The sequence below is a fragment of the Bradyrhizobium sp. HKCCYLS20291 genome (assembly GCF_051167715.1).
In the GTDB taxonomy this organism is placed as follows: Bacteria; Pseudomonadota; Alphaproteobacteria; order Rhizobiales; family Xanthobacteraceae; genus Bradyrhizobium.
In genome coordinates this window covers 220,298-238,102 of record NZ_JBNPTO010000006.1, presented here as the reverse complement: position 1 = coordinate 238,102, position 17,805 = coordinate 220,298, and the positions used below count along the sequence as shown (strand labels likewise).

The following is a 17,805-nucleotide window of genomic DNA, read 5'->3' as shown; positions in this document are numbered from 1 at the left end:
CCGTGAGCAAGTTCCGCTATCGCGCCCTGACTCAGAACGGCGACATCGTCCACGGGACGATCTCGGCTGCGTCACTCAAGGAGGTGACCGAGCGGATCGAGTATCTGCAGCTGCTGCCGATCGAGACCGTCGAGGAGAAGGCCGCCCGCTCGGCATCGCGCGAGACGCTGGCGCTGTTTGGTGCTCCGACCGCAAGCGACGTTACCACTTTCACCCACGATCTGGCGCTGCTGTTGAAGGCGGGCGCGACGCTGGAAGACTCGCTCGAGCTGCTGGCGAGCGATGCCGACATCGGCCGTCTGCGCGCGACCGTCCGCCGCCTGCGCTCCAGCATTCTTGCCGGCGAGAGCTTCGCGGAGGCGCTGGCGCATCACTCGCTGCAGTTTCCCGCCATGTACGTGGCGCTGGTGCGGGTGGGCGAAATGTCGGGCACCCTCGATCACGTCCTCGACGTGCTCGGCACCGAGCGCGCGCGCGCGGCGGCGATGCGGCGCAAGCTCACGGATGCCATACAGTACCCGGTCTTCGTGTTGGTCGCGGCGTGCCTGGTGATGCTGTTCTTTTTCGTCGCCGTGCTCCCGCAGTTTTCGGCCGTGCTGCGCGATTTCGGCGCCAAGACCGACGCCACGATCAACGTCTTCCTCGGCATGTCCGATTTCGTGCGGGACAACGGCGTGGCGCTCGCTCTGTCGGCAGCCGCGGCTATTGCCTGCAGCCTGCTGCTTCTCGGCCGCCCACGCTTCCGTGCGGCGGCGGTGTCGCAGCTCTGCCGGCTGCCGGGCCTTTCGGCCGCGTTCGGCTCGTATCGCACCAGCCTGTTCTGTCGCAACCTTGCGATCCTGCTCGGCAGCGGCCTGACGCTGACCGCGGCGCTGCGCATCCTGATCGACATCATGTCCGTCACCGGCAATGGCGCGGTGTGGATCGCCGCGGCTGACCGTGTTCGCCAAGGCGGCAAACTGTCCGAAGCGCTGGCGGCGACCAGCGGCCTGCCGGCGATGGCCACACGCATGATCCGTCTCGGCGAGGAGACCGGACAGCTGCCGGTGCTCGCCGGCCGCGTGGCCGAGTTCTACGAGGCGAAGCTGCAGCGAAGCCTCGATCGCATGGTGGGCATCGTCGGTCCCGCCGCGATCATCCTGATCAGCACCGTCGTGGGCGGCCTCATCGTATCGGTGATGACCGCACTCCTGTCGGTGACGCAACTTGTTGGTGATTAGAAGATGGACCGAGGGATGACACGATCGGAGACCGGCCACACGCGGCGGCAGACTGCAGCACGCGATGGCCGCCAGGACGGCTTTACGCTGGTGGAAATGCTGGTGGTCATTGCCATCATCGGCATGGTGATGGGACTGATCGGGCCGCGCGTGCTGTCTTACCTGAACGACTCGCGGGTCAAGACCGCGCGCATCCAGATCCAGAGCCTCGCCAGCTCGCTCGATCTGTTCTTTCTCGACACCGGACGCTATCCGACGACGTCCGAAGGCTTGGCTGCGCTGGTTCGGCCAGCCGCCAACATTCCCGGCTGGTCCGGCCCCTATCTCAAGGGTGGCAACGTGCCCAGCGATCCCTGGAGCCATCCCTACGCCTACCGCTCGCCCGGACAGCGTGCGCCGTATGACATCGTATCGTTCGGATCGGACGGACAGGAAGGCGGCACCGATCTCGCGGCCGACATCTCGTCGTCGGCCGCAGCCGGCGCCAAATAGCCATGCGCGCGCGCGAGCACATCGAAGCCGGCTTCACCCTGCTCGAGGTCGTTTGTGCGCTCGCAATCATCGCGTTGCTGGCGGGCGTGCTGCTGCCGGCGATGCCCAAGCAGACCTCGCAGCCGCGGCTTGAAGCCTATGCGATCGAGCTTGCCGCACTGTTGAAAGCCGACCGGAGTGCCGCAATCAAACGTGGATCAGAGATTTCGACGCACATCGACACGCACAGCCGCTCGATCAGCTCCGGCGTCAACGGGCAGGCGATCCGTATTCCCGACGATGTCAAGCTGGAGACCGTGTTGCCGCGGACGTGCAACGACCGGCCCGCGTTCGAGACGATCAGCTTTTTCGGTTCGGGTTTGTCTTGCGGAGGCATCATTGCGCTCAAGCGCACCCATTCGGGTTACGAAATTCGTGTCAACTGGCTGACTGGAAGGATCGAACTTGTCCCGACCGCCGATGTCTCCGGGCAGTGAAGCGACCGCCGGATTTACGCTGATCGAGGCGCTGGTCGCGCTTGCGATCGTGGCGGTGTCGCTCGTTGCCATCGGTGCACTGATGGGAACGTCCGTGCGTGGGACGAAGAAGCTGGAACAGCACGTCGCGTTGGTGCAGGCCGCCTACAACGGGCTTTGGCTTGCCTTTCCGTCCCGCTCCTCGCCTGCCTCTGCGACGCAGTCCGGCGAGTCGATGGCCCATTCGTGGCGCGCGCGGACGCAGCCGTTTGCCATCGACAATGCCGCGCCCGATAGCTCATCAGCCTGGATGCCGCAGAAGGTCACGCTCCAGGTGCGCTCTCCATCGGGCGAGACGATCGAGTTGGAGACGGTGCGATTGTTCCGGAGGCGGGCCGAGTGATGTCGACACCAGCCGGTCATTCAGAAGCAGGCTTCACGCTGATCGAGTCCCTCGCGGCGATGACGCTGCTCGGCCTGCTCATCTCGGCACTGCTCGCGATCACTTCGCAATGGCTGCCGAATTGGGATCGCGGCCTGCGCCGCATCCAGCACAGCGAGTCCGTGAGCCTCGCACTCGATCGCCTCAGCGCCGACATCGCCGCCTCCGAGTTCATCCGGGCCGACGGCCAGACCAAGTCGGTGCTGTTCGACGGATCGGAGACGTCGGTGACGCTGGCCCGCAGCGCGCTTGGACCGAATGGCAGCCGAGGTCTGGACGTCATCCACATCGCGGAGACGCCCGATCGCGACGGCGTTGCCCTGGCGCGATCCCGCGCGACATTTGCGCCCGCAAACCCGATCCCCCGCAGCTTCGTCGATCCCGTCGTGCTGCTGCGATCGCCGGTGCGCGTCTCGTTTGCCTATGCGGGGGCCGACCGGGTTTGGCAGCCCGCCTGGCATGATGCCGATCGGCTGCCGACGGCGGTCTCGTTGACGGTGCGCGACGCGGGAGGCCGTGGCGAACGGCCGATCACCCGTATCATTGCCATTCATGTCTCCGCGCCGCCGGACAGCGTATGCCGACTCGGCACCACTCAATGCAACGACGCGCCCGTGCTGACCGACCCCGCAACCGGGCGCTTGCCCGTGCCGTCGGAGTGATGATCATGAAGAGCTCCGCTCGCGCCGACCACGGGGAAAGCGGCTTCATTGCCGTCGCCGTGCTGTGGATGCTGAGCTCGCTGGCTGGATTGGCCGTCATCCTGTCGGTCTTTCTGATCAACACCAGCCGGGGACTGGCGCTCGACGACGATCGCCTGCGATCAGCGGCGTTGGTCTCGGCTGGCGTGGAGCTTGCGGCATACAAGCTCTCATCGTCGGCGAAGTCGCTGCGTGCTCCCGCCGGCTCGTTTACGTTCCGCCTCGATCGCGCTCAGGTGTCGGTGGCGTTCCGGTCGGAAGCCGCGCGGATCGACCTCAACCATGCATCGAAGGACATGCTTGCCAACCTGTTCGGCGTACTTGGCGCGCGCGCCGACATGGCGGACGCCTATGCCAGACGGATCATCGGCTGGCGCACGCCGTCCGCCGAGACCGCGGTCGACGCCGAACGGACGCTCTATCGCGCAGCCGGCACCGACCGCCTGCCGCGCGCAGCGCCGTTCGCAAGCGTCGACGAGCTTCGGCTGGTGCTCGATCTGCCGCCCGCGCTGGTCGACAAGGCGATGCCGTTCGTGACCGTCTTCAGCGGCCGGCGCGAGATCGACGCGCTCGAAGCTGCGCCCGATGTGGTCGCAGCCCTGCCAGGAATGACCCAGGATCATCTGAAGAGCTTCCTTGCCCAGCGTGCCGGTCTGCGCCGTGACAACAGATCACTGGCGGCGCTCGGGCCGGCTCGCGCGGGAGCCACCCTGGAGGTCGCCGACGCCATGCGCTTGTCGATCGTCGTCGCGTTCGACAGCGGTCGGCGGACCGCAACCGAGGCCGTCATTCTTCTGGACAAGGGTGAGGACCCCTATCGCATCCTCGCGTGGCGCGAGGACATCGATGCGCTCACGAAACTCCGCAAAGCTGCAAAGGCATTGTGATGACGATGATAGCAGAACTGCGCCGCCAGTTCGCAGATTGGATCGGCACCGTCGCCGAGACGATCGTGCGGACCTTTGCCAGGCTCGACATCAAGCCGCCCATTCAACTGATCGAAACCGAACGAAATCTCTTCGTCGTGCGAACGGCCGCGAGGTCCGGACGGTCGGCTGCACCCGATTGCCAGGTTCGCCTGACCGGCGATGCACCTGGGGTCGCTCCGCTTCACGAGCATTGGCAGGCGGCGATGCGCGGCAGCCGGGTCGAGCTCATGCTGCTGCCGGACCGTTTCCTGACCAGGCCGCTGGACCTGCCCAGGCGTGCCGTCGAGTTCCTCGATGCGATGATCCGCTCCCAGGTCGATCGCTTGACGCCGTGGGCAGCAGATGACGCCGTGTTCGGCTACACGTCACCCGCCGAGACCTCCGGTGACCGCATCTCCACCACGGTGATCGCAACGCCAAAGACGACGCTCGAGCCTCTGATCCGCATGGTCGAGTCCTGGCGCGCCGGATCGATCGTCTTATTCGCGTCCCGCGAACCGGCGCTGCCTCCCGCAAACGGACAACTCGCTTCGGACGGCGTCACGAAACTGATGGAACGGCACTTTCGCGGCTCGCTCGACGCGGCTCGCGTCAGTCGCGTGCTGACCGCAGTCCTGCTGGCCGCAGCAGCCATGGCTGCGCTGTCCATGACGACGATGAGCATGATCGGCGGCGGGCTGGAGGAGCAAGAGCGCCAATTGACTCAAAAAATCTCCGAACGTCGCGCAGCCCTGCGCCTCGAAGGCGGCGACACCACCGCCCTCACCGGCCTCGTCCGGCGCAAGCAACAAGACGCCGCGAGCGTCGTTCTGCTGGAGGCACTATCCCGGATCCTGCCTGACAACACCTACGTCACCGAGCTGCGCATCGACAACGACAAGCTGCACATGGTCGGAATGACGCAGGACGCTCCCGCACTCATCAAGGTTCTGGAGCAGTCGCCGCACTTCACACACGCGACGTTCTTTGCACCGACGACCCGATCGGCTGATCAGGCCGGCGAACGATTCCATATCGAAGCAGCGATCAAACCTCATTCCGGACTTGGCATATGAGCATGGCAACGTTCTTGAAACGCTCTCCCGCTGCGCCTGCGATCGCGACCTCGGTCTATGGCGGCCTGCTGCTCCTGCTCATGGCAGCGACCGTCATGCCAATCAAGGCGGTCATCGACCAGCGCATGACGGCGGAGACGCTCAAGGATACCCTGCATCTGCTGGACGCTCACGTCTCGGCGGACCAGCATCCGGATGGCAACAAGACGGCAGACGTCGCCGCGACTGCCTTTCTCGAAGGATCCACCGTCACGGTGGCAGGTGCAGCCCTGTTGCAGCGTCTGGCTGATGCGATCACCGCCCATGGCGGCGTCGTGTCGTCGTCGCAGCTCGACATGCAGAGCGCTCACGCGAAGGATGGTCGCATCGGTGCCATCGCGAGCTTCGAGGTCGGGCAGTCCGACCTGCAGCAGATCCTCTACGACCTGGAGGCCGGAATGCCGTTCCTGTTTGTCGACGATCTGGTCGTCGAGACGAGCTCAGCCGCCGCGACTGCAGGCGAACGATTTCGCGTTCTGATGACGCTCTCAGGACAATGGCAGGGCGCGCGATGAGCCGGACCGTCAAACTCGTTACCGTTCGCTCTTGCTGCGTTCTCGCTACAGTCGTTGCGCTGAACGGCGCTAATCCTTTAGGTCTTGGTGTCTCGATCGCAGCCGAGCAGCTCACGGACCGCGGACAGGCACCGAATGGCAATCCGGTGCAGGACGTTCCCCTCGCCTCGCTCTCTGCAACGCGCGACCGGCCGATCTTTTCGCCGTCGCGTCGCGCCGCGCCGGCCGAGGCGCCGCAAGCCGTGGTCGCTGCTCCGGTGGCTCAGGAGCCATCACCGCCGGAAGCGCCGCAACTGACGCTGCTCGGCACCATCGTCAATGGCGCCGACGGCTTGGCGATCCTGCTCGATCCGGGCAGCACGGCGCCGTTGCGGATCAGAGCCGGGACGGCGTACCAGGGCTGGACGCTGCGCCGGGTCGAGGCGAGATCGGTGACGCTGCAGAGGGGCCAGGACATGATGGAGCTCTCGTTGCAGCCATCGTCGGGCCAGCCGAAGATACCGCCCGGCACCAGCCTCGTGCAGGTGCCGTCCACGACGATATCACCGATGCCGGCCCAAGCCGGACCACCATTCCTGTCGCCGGAATCCAGGTTGCTCAAGCTGCATCATCGCCAACGCTCGGGGCGCCGACAATTGTGAGCGCGGCAGAGCCAGCCGCAACGCAGCTAGCGCTTGCACAACCCGCTCGTCAGGACCCATCCGTTCTCGGTGAGGAGCGCGGAGACGATGTCGAAATAGAGACGTTTGTCGGGATCGTCCTCGGAGACGAAGGAGACCTGGCACAGAAAGCGCTTGCTTTCGTCGCCTTTGTCGCATGTCGCCTCGACGATCTTCAGCCCCTTGTCATGGCGGACGCCGGATGACGGCGCTTCCTGCTCATAGGCTTTCTGAATGATCTCGGCGTTGGGCGCCGTGCAGGAGATGCCGGTCACGTTGCACATCCATGCGAGGGCGACGGCAAGCAGCATTCTTGGCTTCCTCGGTATTGGAGAAACGACGGCAAGGGCCAGAAGCGTTCTCGTACTGACACCCTGGACGATCGGTCAGGCGAACTACGCAAAGCGCGTTGTCGTTTTTGTGTCGTACTCGTTCGCTGCGAGCCCAACAAACAGGATCTGCTGCTTAGTTAGATCGATTCTTAAGAGCCCGACTGCATTCCTCAGAAAGCGAACGAAACGGTCACAAAGCAGACATTCGACATTCTTACCGACTTGGTGAGCAAGGGGAGCGACCGCACGGATAGCCGAGAAAACGGACGTATCGATCGATTTCGATGTCCGTATCGGTTGTGTTGCGGTGGCACACACATCTCGAGCCAGATGGGGATCAGGCATGTTAGTCGGGCGTCTGCACAAGAAGAAACTGCGATCATTGACATCTGCAGCCGCGCTACTCCTGGGCGTCGCATGCGCGGCGACGACGGCAAGCGCGCATGATCTGCCCGAGCCGACGGTGTTCAGGAGCAGGCACGGGGTGCTCGACATCCTGATGATCGCCAAGGCCAAGCCGATCTCGACCATCGCCTACGCCCCGCCCGGCGGCGCCGCCATGAACCCGACGGGCTGGGTCTACGAGATCTGCCCCCGGCCGTGGTCCGGCAACAAGTGTCCGGCGGGCTCCGCTGTGGCGGACTATGGCGGCGTGAGGCTGGCGCTGCAGAAGGGTGACACGCTGAAGATCAGGCTGGTGAACCAGCTGCCGCAGCTCGATGCCGCCAAGGTCAACCACAACACCGATCCAGGCCAGGCCAACCTGTTTCGCAATCCGACCAACCTGCACACGCATGGACTGATTGTCGAGCCGCGCGCACCGACCCTGGCCGACCAGACGTTCGGCGACTACGTCTTCGTCCAGATCTTTAATTCCGCGAACGGCATGCCGGTGCCGCAGACGACCCATCAGCACGGCTCCAACAAGATGGACTATGCGGACTACCGGATCGAGATCCCGAAGAATCACCCATCGGGGCAGTTCTGGTTTCATCCGCACATCCACGGCATCTCGCTCAATCAGGTGTCGCAGGGCTTGGCCGGCATCATCTCGGTGGGCGAGGTCTCCGACTATGCGCATGGTGACGCCAGGGATACGCCCTTCCCCGACGCCAGCGTCCGCCATCTGATCCTGAAGGACATGCAGGTCGCGCCCGGTGGCACCGTGCAGTTCGACAGCGGCCCGGTGACCGTGCAGCCCGGCGAAGTGATCAACCAGCAGGACCCTGGTTTTTGCGCGCAATTCCCGGCGGACAGCTCCGAGGTGCGTCAGGGATCGTGCCCGGGCGTTGACAATTCCGCAGACGAGGGCTCCAATTTTACAGGCGGCAATTGGTTCTTCACCGTCAATGGCCAGACCTTCCCGACCATCAAGATGACCGACCCGGACGGCGAGGTCTGGCGGCTTACCAATGCCTCGGGCAGTTTGTCCTACAATCTGCAGCTGACCGACGATGAAGCGCAGAAGCCGATGGTGATGCAGCTCATTTCGGTCGACGGCGTCAGCGTGAACCTGCCGCAGGACACCACGATGGACACCATGGTCCGGCTCGGCGGCGCCCGCTTCCGGGTCGTGCCCTGTCCACCGTTGCCGAACGCGCGGTTCCACTCGAAGCCGGTCTGCGTCACGCAGATCGTGATGATGCCTAGCTCACGGACCGAGGTGTTCGTGAACTACCGCGATCCGGCAACCGGTGCGATTGCCTCACCCGGGCGGTCGGCGTCGGCGACGTTCAAGATGGTCGGCCTGACCATGGGTAGCGGCGATGAATGGCCGGCGGTGGATCTTGCCAAGGTACGCTTCCACCAGCATGGCTGGCGCAACCACATCACGCATGCCATCGACATCAGGGGCGACGCGTTGGCGACCATGCAACCCTCAGGCATCCTCGACGCCAAGGTGCCGTATGCGAACGCAGCGCCGCTGCGCGACGGTTGCCGCCCCCTGCCTCCAGGACACCGGCGCCGCATCTTCTTCGGTATTGCTGATCTCAACGACGAAGGGACCTTCGGTCTCGGCTATGAGGAGGTCGACCAGAACGGCAACCCCGTCCCCGGCACCCAGCTCCCCGTGAGCCAGTTCGATCCGTCGCAAAGCATCGTCTGCTTGCCGCTCGCCGCAGGGCAGCGTCCGGTGCACGAGACGTGGGAGCTGATCCAACTGTCGACCGAGAACCACAACTTCCATGTTCACCAGACCCGGTTCAGGACGGTCGATAGCCGCTCAGCGGACAACACCCCTCTTTCGATGTCACTGAACCGGAACATTGGTGGCGGCATGCTGCAGGACAATGTCCCGCTCGGCGTTGCCACTCCGAACGTCCCGGAAGTGATGGATGCTCAGAATGGAGTTTGTACCATTGAGCAGTGGCGCAGCGGGCAGTGCACGTCGAAACCGGTCGTGGTGGACATCCCGTTCTCGCAGGTCGGCGAGTTCGTCTATCACTGCCATATCCTCGAGCACGAGGACGGAGGCATGATGGCTAAGATCAAGGTCGTGCCCTCGCCCTATGGCGGCTCGGCCCGGGAAGCTCTCAACCATATGCCGTGGTAGCATCGACAGACCAGTGCCACGGTCCCGCTTCAGTCGGCGTCGCGATCGCGACGCCGACAACATGTTTGAACGGCCGGGATTTCGCGAGCTGATCGTTGGACGGATGCGGGTAAACGCTGGCGCCAACGCCGCGTGCATGTGCCCCACTCACATTGGAATGGCTCTAATTCGTTCGATGGCGTTTCGACTGATCGGGCACCGGTTGTTCGGCAGCGGGTCCGCACGACACCTGTCGCAGATGCTCTCCGCGCATACCGTCGCAAGCACAATGGTGGCGGAACACCCCGCGCGGTTCGCAACGACGTGGTGTTGACCCATTCGGTCCGCCGGCAACATCGTTATTCCCCGGCTGCTCCGGCAAATCGCCAACATCAACGCGGTAAATCGCCGCAATCGGACCGCTATCATTTCTGCTCCTGATGCTCGTTGCGATTTGCAACAAGCGAGCGCGCTGGGAAGGGAGAACGCGATGGGGTCGAGGATCTTTTCCGACATTTTGGCACACGCATTCGCGCGAGACTGACCATCAAATAGCAAATCCAAATCGTCACGTTGAAGCACACTTGAGAGGAAGAAGATGAGCGACTGGCTGAAATGGGCGGCTCCTGTTGCGGCCGTCATGTCGATCGCCGCACCGGCCCATGCCATCCAATATCTGAGCGTCGAGGAGGCACAGAAGGCCGCCTTTCCGGGAGCGAGCTTCGCTGAGGTTCAAGCCGGTCGGGTCTGGAAAGCGAGCAATGGCGGCTATTTCTACTACGATCATGTCGTCGGAAAGCACCTCCTGATCGACTATACGGTCGCGATCGGCCCCGACGGACGGGTGCGTCGCGTGGACATCCTGAACTACCGTGAGTCCTATGGCGGCGAGGTGCATGATCCGAACTGGCTCGGCCAATTCGTCGGCAAGGGCAGCCAGAACGAGCTGCGCATCAACTCCGATATTCGCAACATCTCCGGCGCCACCCTGTCGTCGACGCATTTGACCGAGGGCGTCAAGAAGGTGCTGACATATCATGCCAGCCACTTCCGCTAGCCTTCGCCGTGCCCAGGCTCTCCTGGGCACGTTCGTCGAGATCGATGCGACTGGCACGACGAGACACGACACCGAGCGTGCCGTCGAGGCGGCCTTCGCTGCGATCGCCGACGTGCACCGGCTGATGAGCTTCCACGATCCGGACAGCGACCTGTCGCGGTTGAATCGCGACGCGTCGCATGGCCCGGTCAGGGTGCATCCCTGGACCTACACCGTGCTGGAGGCGGCTCTGGACATGGCGCGGCATTCAGATGGCGCATTCGACATCTGCATTGCCGGAACGAGACCGTCGCCTTCCGACTCTCCGGCGGTCTCCGCCTTCGAATTGCTGGCTGACCATCACGTCCGCTTCCCGCATGCCGGCGTGAAGCTCGACCTCGGCGGAATCGCCAAGGGGTTCGCCGTCGACCGCGCAATCGACGTCCTGCAAGATCAGGGCGTGCAGTCTGCACTGGTCAACGCCGGCGGCGATCTCGCCGCCTTCGGCGCCGTCCCGCGCTTCGTCGCGCTTCGAGACCCGCGATTTCCTGACCGGATCCTGGGCCAGATCGAGTTGAGCAATGAAGCGCTGGCTTCCTCGGCACGCCGCTTCAATCCGTTCGAATCGAAGGAAACGTCGGATACAGCGGTCGTTGATCCCGCCACGCAGCTGCCGGCCCATGGAGCTCACGGCGCGACTGTTCGCGCCCCCACCTGCATGGTCGCCGACGCGCTGACGAAGGTTGTGATGGTCTCGGGCGAGAAGGCCTCGGCGCAACTGATCCGCCACAAGGCGAGCGCGATGTTCCTGTCGACGCGCGGCGACATTCACGCAACATCGGACTGGCAAGGAGTTCTCCATCATGCGGCTTAAAGGCGCGTTTCGGTTCGCCCTCTATGGCACTCTCGCGCTCCTGTTCATCAGTGGTGCTTTTTGGCTCGTTGCCGATCAGCTGAAGACCCACTCGGAGGACAGCGAGATGTGGCAGCAGGCCGCGGCGTTCCTGCTGAGCATGCATGGCGGCGCGGCGATGGTGACGCTGATGCTGCTCGGTGCGCTTGGTCCGATGCACGTCCAGCGCGCCTGGCGGGCCAAGAAGAACCGGGCGACCGGCACCGCAAGCATGGCAGTTTATGGCCTGCTCGTCCTGACAGCGTTCGGGCTCTATTACGCTGGCTCCGAAGCGCTCCGGTCGTGGGTCAGCATCGTCCACATCGCCTTCGGGCTCGGGGTGCCGGCCGTCATCACGGCCCATATCAAGGTTGGCCGCTCGAGCGTCGCCTTCGTGGCTCCGCCGGTTCGGGCTCAGCATGCTCCGGCGGTCACCCTGGTGCCTGCCGACGCACCTTCGGATGCGGATCTGGTCAACGCCATGAGCAAAGTCGGCTGACAACGGTCACGCGGGCCGGCTTTCCCTGAAGGGCGGCCGGCCCGCCTTCATCCGTTCAAGAGTCCGAGCGACGGTGTCCACTCAGTTCAGAAGTTGCTTCTCGATCTCGTAGACCGGCAGCTTCACGAGGTCCTTGTGGATCTCGCCGTGCAACACCTTGCGCACCGCATCCGAGTAATCGGCGCGGATCATGCCGAGAGCGCGGGGCGATGCGACCATGGTCAACCCTTTGGTCTCCCCGGCCTGAACTGCATGGTGAAGCCTGTCTGCGAGTTGTTTGAGGAAAGCGCGTTCGGCCAGATCATGCCAGTCGGTCTGCTCCACCGAACTCCGTGCATGGCCGCTCGATTGCTGCACCGATCCCGGGGCGTCAGTGCCCTGGGCGGCAGTTCGCTCACTGACATGCTCATGAACCTCCTTGGTGTGCAGGTTCGGGAACATGCTGTCGCCGATGTTCTCGAGGATCAGCGCCTTGCGGCCGTCGCAGACCACCACCCATTCACCGGTCCCGACTTTCATCTTGTCCATTGAGCTACTCCATCGTCGCGCCGCACCTTGCAGCGGCGCTTTGGTGTCCGTCTCCAGCCTCTTGCCGCGGAAGCGGCCGGCGTCATGAGGCCGAAGACGAGAAGGCGAGAGAAGCGCTGCATTTCAGCGCGGCCGTTCGTAAAGTCTCGATGAAGAATGTCGTGACAATCCGATCGGACGCGCGAAGCCGCCGCGTCAGAGGCTTTCCTCGAAATCCTCCAGGGACAGGCCGAACTCCGACAGTGCCTCTTCCAGATAGTCGCCGAGCATCGGCGTCTCGGTCAGATAGGTTGCCGTCCGATTGTTGTGTGATTGCGCTGCCTGGGCGCGCAGCTCGTCCCAGTTCTCCAATGAGCCATCGCCGCGGCCCAGCCACATCAACGCAACCAGATCGATCTGCTCGTCGACATTCAGACCCTTGATGAAGCTGACGATGACGGATCGATCCGTGTTGACTCCGCGACCCGCCGTTCCGGGCGCTGAATCGTCATCCGTCAGATCCGCCAGCAGCTCGGGTTCGGCTGCCTCCATCTCGTATTGATGAGCCTTCATCACGATGAAGGCGACCTTCTCCGGCGAGATCGAGAGGTTGGGCGTCGAGGTCGTCATGCAGCGTCTCCGTGGGTCCGAAGGGCAACGCGCCCGGGTCCCATGGCAAGGACGCTAGGCGCTCCGGCGGGAGCGCACTTTGCGCAAGATCAAGGCAGTCTGGCGGCGTGGACATGCGCGTGGTCAACCACGCGCACCATGGCCCGCTCCAATAGGCTGCACACAGAACGAACGGGACGCGCGCAGAGGAACTACCAGGTCGATTCGAACTGGCCGTAATGTGGCTGCTGCGCCACCAGAATCATCGGCCGGCCGGGATGAGCCTTCGCCACCTTCCGCTTCTTGGCTTCTGCGGACCTGAACGCGCTCTCCGAAGTCGTGGACGCCTGCGGCTTCTCGACGGGTTTCACTGCGACGGCCTGCGGCTTGGCGTCCGCGGCGCTCATCTGCGCAAAAGCATCGCGTGTGCTGGTCTTGGCCGGCTCGGCGGCCGCAACCTTCGCAGGCTGCTCGACCTTTGCGATCTGTGCAGGAGCCGGCATCGCGACGGACGTGTCCATCACGATCCGCTCCGGCCACTGCCGCGCGGACTTGATGCGCACCGCCGGAAGATCCGACGCGGAGGCCAAATTCGCCGGCAACGGCACGCTTGGCAGAACGGCGTCGGCGAGGACGAGCAATGCAAGCAAGGTTCCGCCGACGAAAAGAAAGTAACGCAAGATAGGCATAATTTACCGCTCCGTCGGCACGCCTGCGCCGACCATCCACCTAACGGAGGATCATGGAAGTATGTTCCCGAGCCGACCCATCCGGTTCAACGACCCGCGGAAACTAGCGCGACATAATTAGATTTTCGTCGCTGCAACCAGCGCGCATTTTGCCGTGCTGACATTAACGTTGACAAATCCGACATGGACCGACCCGAAGGTCTTGCGGCTCCTCGGCCTTACCTCGCCGGGCACCACCCGCCGGCGCTCCGTGACCTGACTACCGTCCCGGCGGCTGAAGGCACAGTTGATCTCGACATCCTTGATCGCGAAGGCGTGGGTGTTGCTGATCGTGAAGGTTACCAGCGCCCTCGATCCGAGACCACCGCGCCGCCAGGATTGGGAACTGATCCGCAGACCGGACAGAGCGACCGGATCCAGCGCCGAGGACGACCTCGATGACTGGACAGGAGCGAGACTCGCATTCGCATCCATCGGGTTGCCACCCGATGCGACCGGAGGCGATGCCAGTCCGACGTCGGCGCCCCACCTGCTGCCGGCCATGCCCGGGACCATCGACGCAAAGCCTCGCGACGGCTCGCTGCCGTCCTCGTCGCCCTCGTACTGACTGCCCGGCCTGTCCAAGGTGAGCTTGGCCAGAACGGGATCGGCCGGCTCGCCCTCGTCCACGGCCATGATCACCCCGGCCACGGCGCCGAACATGACGAGCGCGAGCGCCGTGAGGCCGAGCAGCGCCGACCCCAGCGGAATATCCACGCGCCTGGCCTTGCGACCCTGCAAGCGAGAGAGACCCGCGCTCATGTCTGCACCATCGGATGCCCGGACAACTGGAACCTCAATTGACGAACGTCGACAGCGTTGCATCCAAAGCCGACAATAGCAGGGCAGGCCCCGGATACCGGTTCGGTGGTCGTACTGGTGCTCTGGACGGCCAGCCGATAAAGATGCTCGCAATTTCCATCTCGTTTTCGAAACGCCGGCGCTCTGCCGGTGGTTCACCTCCTTGAGAGATCTCGCCGATGTTCGCTGTCATCTGGGACCACATTCATCTGCGCAGCCCCGATCCGGACGCCACCGCCAATTGGCTGCACGAGATGCTCGGCGGCGAGATCATCCGTCATCCGGGCCGCATCGACGTCAGGCTCGGCGGCGCCAGCGTGTTCATCGCCAAGGTCGAGCCGGGCGACGGGGTCAACGAGGCGCCGACCACGCCCTATCAGGGCCTCGATCATTTCGGCCTCACCGTGAAGGACATCGACGCCGTGGCGGCCGAGCTCAAGGCCAAGGGCGTCGCCTTCACGACCGAGCCGACGACGATCCGGCCCGGCGTGCGCATCTGCTTCATTCGCGGGCCGCAGGGCATCTCGATCGAGCTCCTCGAGCGCGACAAGAAATACGCCTGACCGCGGCCAGGGCGGAGCCGCCCTACTCGGCTGCCTGTTCCAGCGGCGCGACACGCGGCAGGATGATCTGGATCCGCGTGCCCTTGCCGGGCTCCGAGTCGAGTTCGAGCCGCCCGCCGAGCCGATTGGTGACGATGCTGTAGACGATGTGCAGGCCGAGCCCGGTGCCGCCCTGGTCGCGGCGCGTGGTGAAGAACGGATCGAAGGCGCGGCGGCGGACATCGAGACTCATGCCGCAACCATTGTCGGAGAAGATGATCTCGACATTGTCGCGCCCGCACTCCCGCGCCTGGATCTCGATCGTACCCGGGCGGCCGTCCGAAAAGCCGTGAGCGACCGCATTGAGGAACAAATTGGTCAAGACCTGACCATAAGGACCGGGATAGCTGTTCATCGTCAGATTGGGCTGACAGTTCACGTTCAGCGTCAGATTCTGCTGACGCAGACCCGGCCGCAGGCTCGTCACGACCTGCTCGGTCAGATCGGCGAGATCGAAGGCGCGCTGGTCGGAATAGTTGCGGTCCGCCGCGACCTGCTTGAACGACTGAATCAGCTCGGCGGCCCGGTTGAGGTTGGCGACCAGCTGCGCCGCCGCACTGCGGCTCGTCTCGATGAATTCGTTGAGGCTCGATCGCCGGAGTTCGCCGCGCGTGACCGCCTCGTTGAAGCGCTCGGTCTTGCGCTCCAGCGCGGAAGCCACCGTCAGGCTGATGCCGACGGGATTGTTGACCTCATGGGCGACGCCCGCGACCATGCGGCCGAGCGCCGCGAGCTTTTCCGCCTCGATCAGCGAGGCCTGGGTGTCGCGCAGATTGCGCAGCGCGGTCTCGGCGGCCTCCTTGGCCTTGCGCATCTCCTGCTCGCTCTTCTTCCGCTCACCGATGTCGAGCGCCACCGTGACGATCTTGTCGACCTCGCCGTCGGCATCCAGCAGCGGCAGCTTGTTCACCAGCCACTGCCGCATGACGTTGCAGGAATCGAGGTATTCCTCCTCGTAGAATCCAAGGCCGGCCTTCGTCGCCAGCACACGCTTGTCGTTCGAGTCGGTTTTGCTGGCGCCGTAGCGCGACATCAACTCGCCGGTGGTGCGTCCCAGCGCATCCTCCGGCTCGACGTTGAAGATGCCGGCCATGTAGCGGTTCATCAGCACGTAGCGCAGCTCGCGGTCCTTGACGTTGATGACCGCCGGCACCGTATCGATGACCTGCTGCAGCAGCCGGCGGCCTTCGGCGATCGCCGTCTCGGCCCGCTTCTGATCGGTGATGTCGCGGACCACGCCCTCATAGCGCAACACCTCGCCATTCTCGTCGTGCACGACCGTGGCGCTGTCGGACAGCCAGCGGATCTCGCCATTGCGCCGGCGCACCTGGTACTCGAACTCGCGCACCATGCCATCACGCTGCATCAGCTTCTCATAGCGCTTGCGCGCCAGCGGATGCACGTAGATCGAATCGCCGATGTCGTTCACGCTCTGGATCAGGTCGCTCGCGGAATCATAGCCCATGATGCGCGCGAGCGCCGGATTGGCGTTCAGCACGAGACCGCCCGGCGTCGTCACGTAGATGCCGTCGATCGAAGCCTCGAACAGCTTGCGATAGCTCTCCTCCGCCAGCCGCTGCTCGGCCAGCGCCCGCACTGCCGCCTCGCGCGCGGCGTCGGCATCCTGCAAGGTCTGCCGGAACACCTCGGCGGCGCGGGCGATGTCGCCGATCTCGTTCTGGACATCGGTTTGCGGAATCGACGTCGCCTTCTCGCCCGCGGCCAGCGCCCGGATCGAGCGCGCGATCGAGGCCAGCGGCTTCACCGTGCGGCGAACCACGAAGGACGCGGCAAAGATGCCGATCAGCACCCCGGACGTTCCGAAGATGATGCTTTGCCATTTGGTCTCGGCCAGAGTGCGGGCGAAGTCGCGCGACAGCACCTTGCCCTGGCTGGCGCTGAGCGCCCGCAGCAGCTCGGTCACCCGCCCGATCAGCCGCCCCTCGATGCCGAGCACCTCCTTGTCGAGGCGCGCGATCTCGTCCTCGGTGCCGGCGATGGCGATGATGGCCTCGGCGTAGCGATCGGCCGCGGCACGCAGCGCGCTGTTCTCGATCGGCAGCGCACGCATGCTGCGGGCCGCCTGCTCGGCGCCGGCCGGATCGCGCGCCAACAGAGCGGCGCCGATCTGGTTCTGCACCTGGAACAGCGCCCGTGCGGTGCCGCGCTCGGTCAGCCCGGCGATCGCGTCCTCGAAACCCTCGCGCACCGCCGGCAGTCCCGACAGCAGCTCGGCGCGCTGGGCGATCAGCGCACTGATGCGGTCGATGCCTTCGCGATAATTGCTCAGCCGCTGCGACACGCCGTCGATGGTCGCCTGCTGCTCGGGCGCCAGCTGAAGTCGCGTCTTCTTGAGCAAGGCGCTGAGCTCGGTCGCCGCCTCCATGACGCGGTCCGACCGCGAGGCGGGGTCGGTGACGAAATCACGCGCGGCGAGCCGCAGCTCGTTCATCCGCTGATCGATCTCCTCGGCGAGATCGCCGACGCCCTGCAGCCGCTGCAGCTCGGCAAACGTCGAATCGATGTGGCGGATGGCGATCACGCTCGCCATGCTGGTCGCGGTGATGACCGCGAGCAGCAGCAAAAAACTGCCAAAAATCATCCGCCCGATCGTCATCGATCGGAGGCTGCTGCAGGCCGTGTCGAGGTCCGGTAACTTACTCATGGGATCCGATGTTCGGAACCGTACTATATACGAGCCGCTGCGCGGCCAATCGAACAAATAAGGAACAACACAGCTTCGCGCATCCCCCGCGCGA

Annotated in this window: 20 protein-coding genes; 14 read left to right on the top strand and 6 right to left on the bottom strand. The window is 64.4% G+C overall.

The window, feature by feature from the left end:
• The first annotated feature begins 2 nt into the window (after positions 1 to 2).
• From ACQR07_RS16180 to ACQR07_RS16140, 9 genes are all read left to right on the top strand, one after another.
• Positions 3 to 1,220: a type II secretion system F family protein gene (locus tag ACQR07_RS16180; protein WP_434903224.1), complete on the top strand. Its 1,218-nt coding sequence runs from the start codon at positions 3 to 5 to the stop codon at positions 1,218 to 1,220.
• A 15-nt stretch (positions 1,221 to 1,235) separates the two neighbouring features.
• Positions 1,236 to 1,712: a type II secretion system major pseudopilin GspG gene (gspG, locus tag ACQR07_RS16175; RefSeq protein ID WP_434903223.1), complete on the top strand. Its 477-nt coding sequence runs from the start codon at positions 1,236 to 1,238 to the stop codon at positions 1,710 to 1,712.
• Positions 1,713 to 1,714: 2 nt separating this feature from the next.
• Entirely contained in the window at positions 1,715 to 2,188 is a 474-nt protein-coding gene (locus ACQR07_RS16170; protein WP_434903222.1) for a pilus assembly FimT family protein, read from the top strand.
• Positions 2,157 to 2,570 (top strand): PulJ/GspJ family protein, encoded by a 414-nt coding sequence (locus ACQR07_RS16165; protein ID WP_434903221.1) that lies wholly within the window; start codon positions 2,157 to 2,159, stop codon positions 2,568 to 2,570. Before ACQR07_RS16170 ends, ACQR07_RS16165 begins: the two co-directional genes overlap by 32 nt.
• Positions 2,570 to 3,271 (top strand): prepilin-type N-terminal cleavage/methylation domain-containing protein, encoded by a 702-nt coding sequence (locus ACQR07_RS16160; protein WP_434903220.1) that lies wholly within the window; start codon positions 2,570 to 2,572, stop codon positions 3,269 to 3,271. Before ACQR07_RS16165 ends, ACQR07_RS16160 begins: the two co-directional genes overlap by 1 nt.
• A 5-nt stretch (positions 3,272 to 3,276) precedes the next feature.
• Positions 3,277 to 4,197 carry a general secretion pathway protein GspK gene (locus ACQR07_RS16155; protein WP_434903219.1) on the top strand — a complete coding sequence of 307 codons (921 nt, stop codon included), beginning with the start codon at positions 3,277 to 3,279 and terminating at the stop codon, positions 4,195 to 4,197.
• Positions 4,197 to 5,294, top strand: coding sequence for a PilN domain-containing protein (locus ACQR07_RS16150; RefSeq protein ID WP_434903218.1), 1,098 nt, complete (start codon positions 4,197 to 4,199; stop codon positions 5,292 to 5,294). Before ACQR07_RS16155 ends, ACQR07_RS16150 begins: the two co-directional genes overlap by 1 nt.
• A 2-nt stretch (positions 5,295 to 5,296) precedes the next feature.
• Positions 5,297 to 5,848, top strand: a complete 552-nt coding sequence (gene gspM / locus ACQR07_RS16145) for a type II secretion system protein GspM (protein ID WP_434903217.1) — start codon at positions 5,297 to 5,299, stop codon at positions 5,846 to 5,848.
• 146 nt (positions 5,849 to 5,994) lie between these two features.
• On the top strand, positions 5,995 to 6,489 hold the full coding sequence (locus ACQR07_RS16140) for a hypothetical protein (protein WP_434903216.1): 495 nt from the start codon (positions 5,995 to 5,997) through the stop codon (positions 6,487 to 6,489).
• A 26-nt stretch (positions 6,490 to 6,515) separates the two neighbouring features.
• Here ACQR07_RS16140 and ACQR07_RS16135 read toward each other — a convergent pair whose 3' ends face one another.
• On the bottom strand, positions 6,516 to 6,818 hold the full coding sequence (locus ACQR07_RS16135; protein WP_434903215.1) for a hypothetical protein: 303 nt from the start codon (positions 6,816 to 6,818) through the stop codon (positions 6,516 to 6,518).
• A 580-nt stretch (positions 6,819 to 7,398) separates the two neighbouring features.
• On the opposite strand from ACQR07_RS16135, the gene ACQR07_RS16130 reads away from it, so the two are divergent.
• The 4 genes from ACQR07_RS16130 (at position 7,399) to ACQR07_RS16115 (ending at position 11,799) form a co-directional block, all read left to right on the top strand.
• The gene (locus ACQR07_RS16130) at positions 7,399 to 9,393 is read left to right on the top strand and encodes a multicopper oxidase domain-containing protein (RefSeq protein ID WP_434903389.1); all 1,995 of its coding nucleotides are present in this window, start codon (positions 7,399 to 7,401) and stop codon (positions 9,391 to 9,393) included.
• 577 nt (positions 9,394 to 9,970) lie between these two features.
• On the top strand, positions 9,971 to 10,429 hold the full coding sequence (locus ACQR07_RS16125; protein WP_434903214.1) for an FMN-binding protein: 459 nt from the start codon (positions 9,971 to 9,973) through the stop codon (positions 10,427 to 10,429).
• The gene (locus ACQR07_RS16120) at positions 10,410 to 11,282 is read left to right on the top strand and encodes an FAD:protein FMN transferase (RefSeq protein WP_434903213.1); all 873 of its coding nucleotides are present in this window, start codon (positions 10,410 to 10,412) and stop codon (positions 11,280 to 11,282) included. The genes ACQR07_RS16125 and ACQR07_RS16120 overlap by 20 nt, the downstream gene beginning before the upstream one ends.
• Entirely contained in the window at positions 11,272 to 11,799 is a 528-nt protein-coding gene (locus ACQR07_RS16115; RefSeq protein ID WP_434903212.1) for a hypothetical protein, read from the top strand. The genes ACQR07_RS16120 and ACQR07_RS16115 overlap by 11 nt, the downstream gene beginning before the upstream one ends.
• 81 nt (positions 11,800 to 11,880) lie before the next feature.
• On the opposite strand, the gene ACQR07_RS16110 is transcribed toward ACQR07_RS16115, so the two are convergent.
• The 4 genes from ACQR07_RS16110 to ACQR07_RS16095 form a co-directional block, all read right to left on the bottom strand.
• Positions 11,881 to 12,327 (bottom strand): host attachment protein, encoded by a 447-nt coding sequence (locus tag ACQR07_RS16110; RefSeq protein ID WP_434903211.1) that lies wholly within the window; start codon positions 12,325 to 12,327, stop codon positions 11,881 to 11,883.
• A gap of 195 nt (positions 12,328 to 12,522) precedes the next feature.
• Positions 12,523 to 12,936, bottom strand: a complete 414-nt coding sequence (locus ACQR07_RS16105) for a DUF3775 domain-containing protein (protein WP_434903210.1) — start codon at positions 12,934 to 12,936, stop codon at positions 12,523 to 12,525.
• 191 nt (positions 12,937 to 13,127) lie between these two features.
• Positions 13,128 to 13,604 carry a hypothetical protein gene (locus tag ACQR07_RS16100; protein WP_434903209.1) on the bottom strand — a complete coding sequence of 159 codons (477 nt, stop codon included), beginning with the start codon at positions 13,602 to 13,604 and terminating at the stop codon, positions 13,128 to 13,130.
• 117 nt (positions 13,605 to 13,721) lie between these two features.
• A complete protein-coding gene (locus ACQR07_RS16095) occupies positions 13,722 to 14,405 on the bottom strand; it encodes a hypothetical protein (RefSeq protein WP_434903208.1) in 684 nt (227 codons plus the stop codon).
• 218 nt (positions 14,406 to 14,623) lie between these two features.
• Between ACQR07_RS16095 and ACQR07_RS16090 the strand changes: the two genes are divergently transcribed.
• Entirely contained in the window at positions 14,624 to 15,007 is a 384-nt protein-coding gene (locus ACQR07_RS16090) for a VOC family protein (protein WP_434903207.1), read from the top strand.
• 22 nt (positions 15,008 to 15,029) lie between these two features.
• Here the strand turns inward: ACQR07_RS16090 and ACQR07_RS16085 are convergent, their stop codons facing one another.
• On the bottom strand, positions 15,030 to 17,711 hold the full coding sequence (locus ACQR07_RS16085; RefSeq protein WP_434903206.1) for a PAS domain S-box protein: 2,682 nt from the start codon (positions 17,709 to 17,711) through the stop codon (positions 15,030 to 15,032).
• Positions 17,712 to 17,805 lie beyond the last annotated feature (94 nt).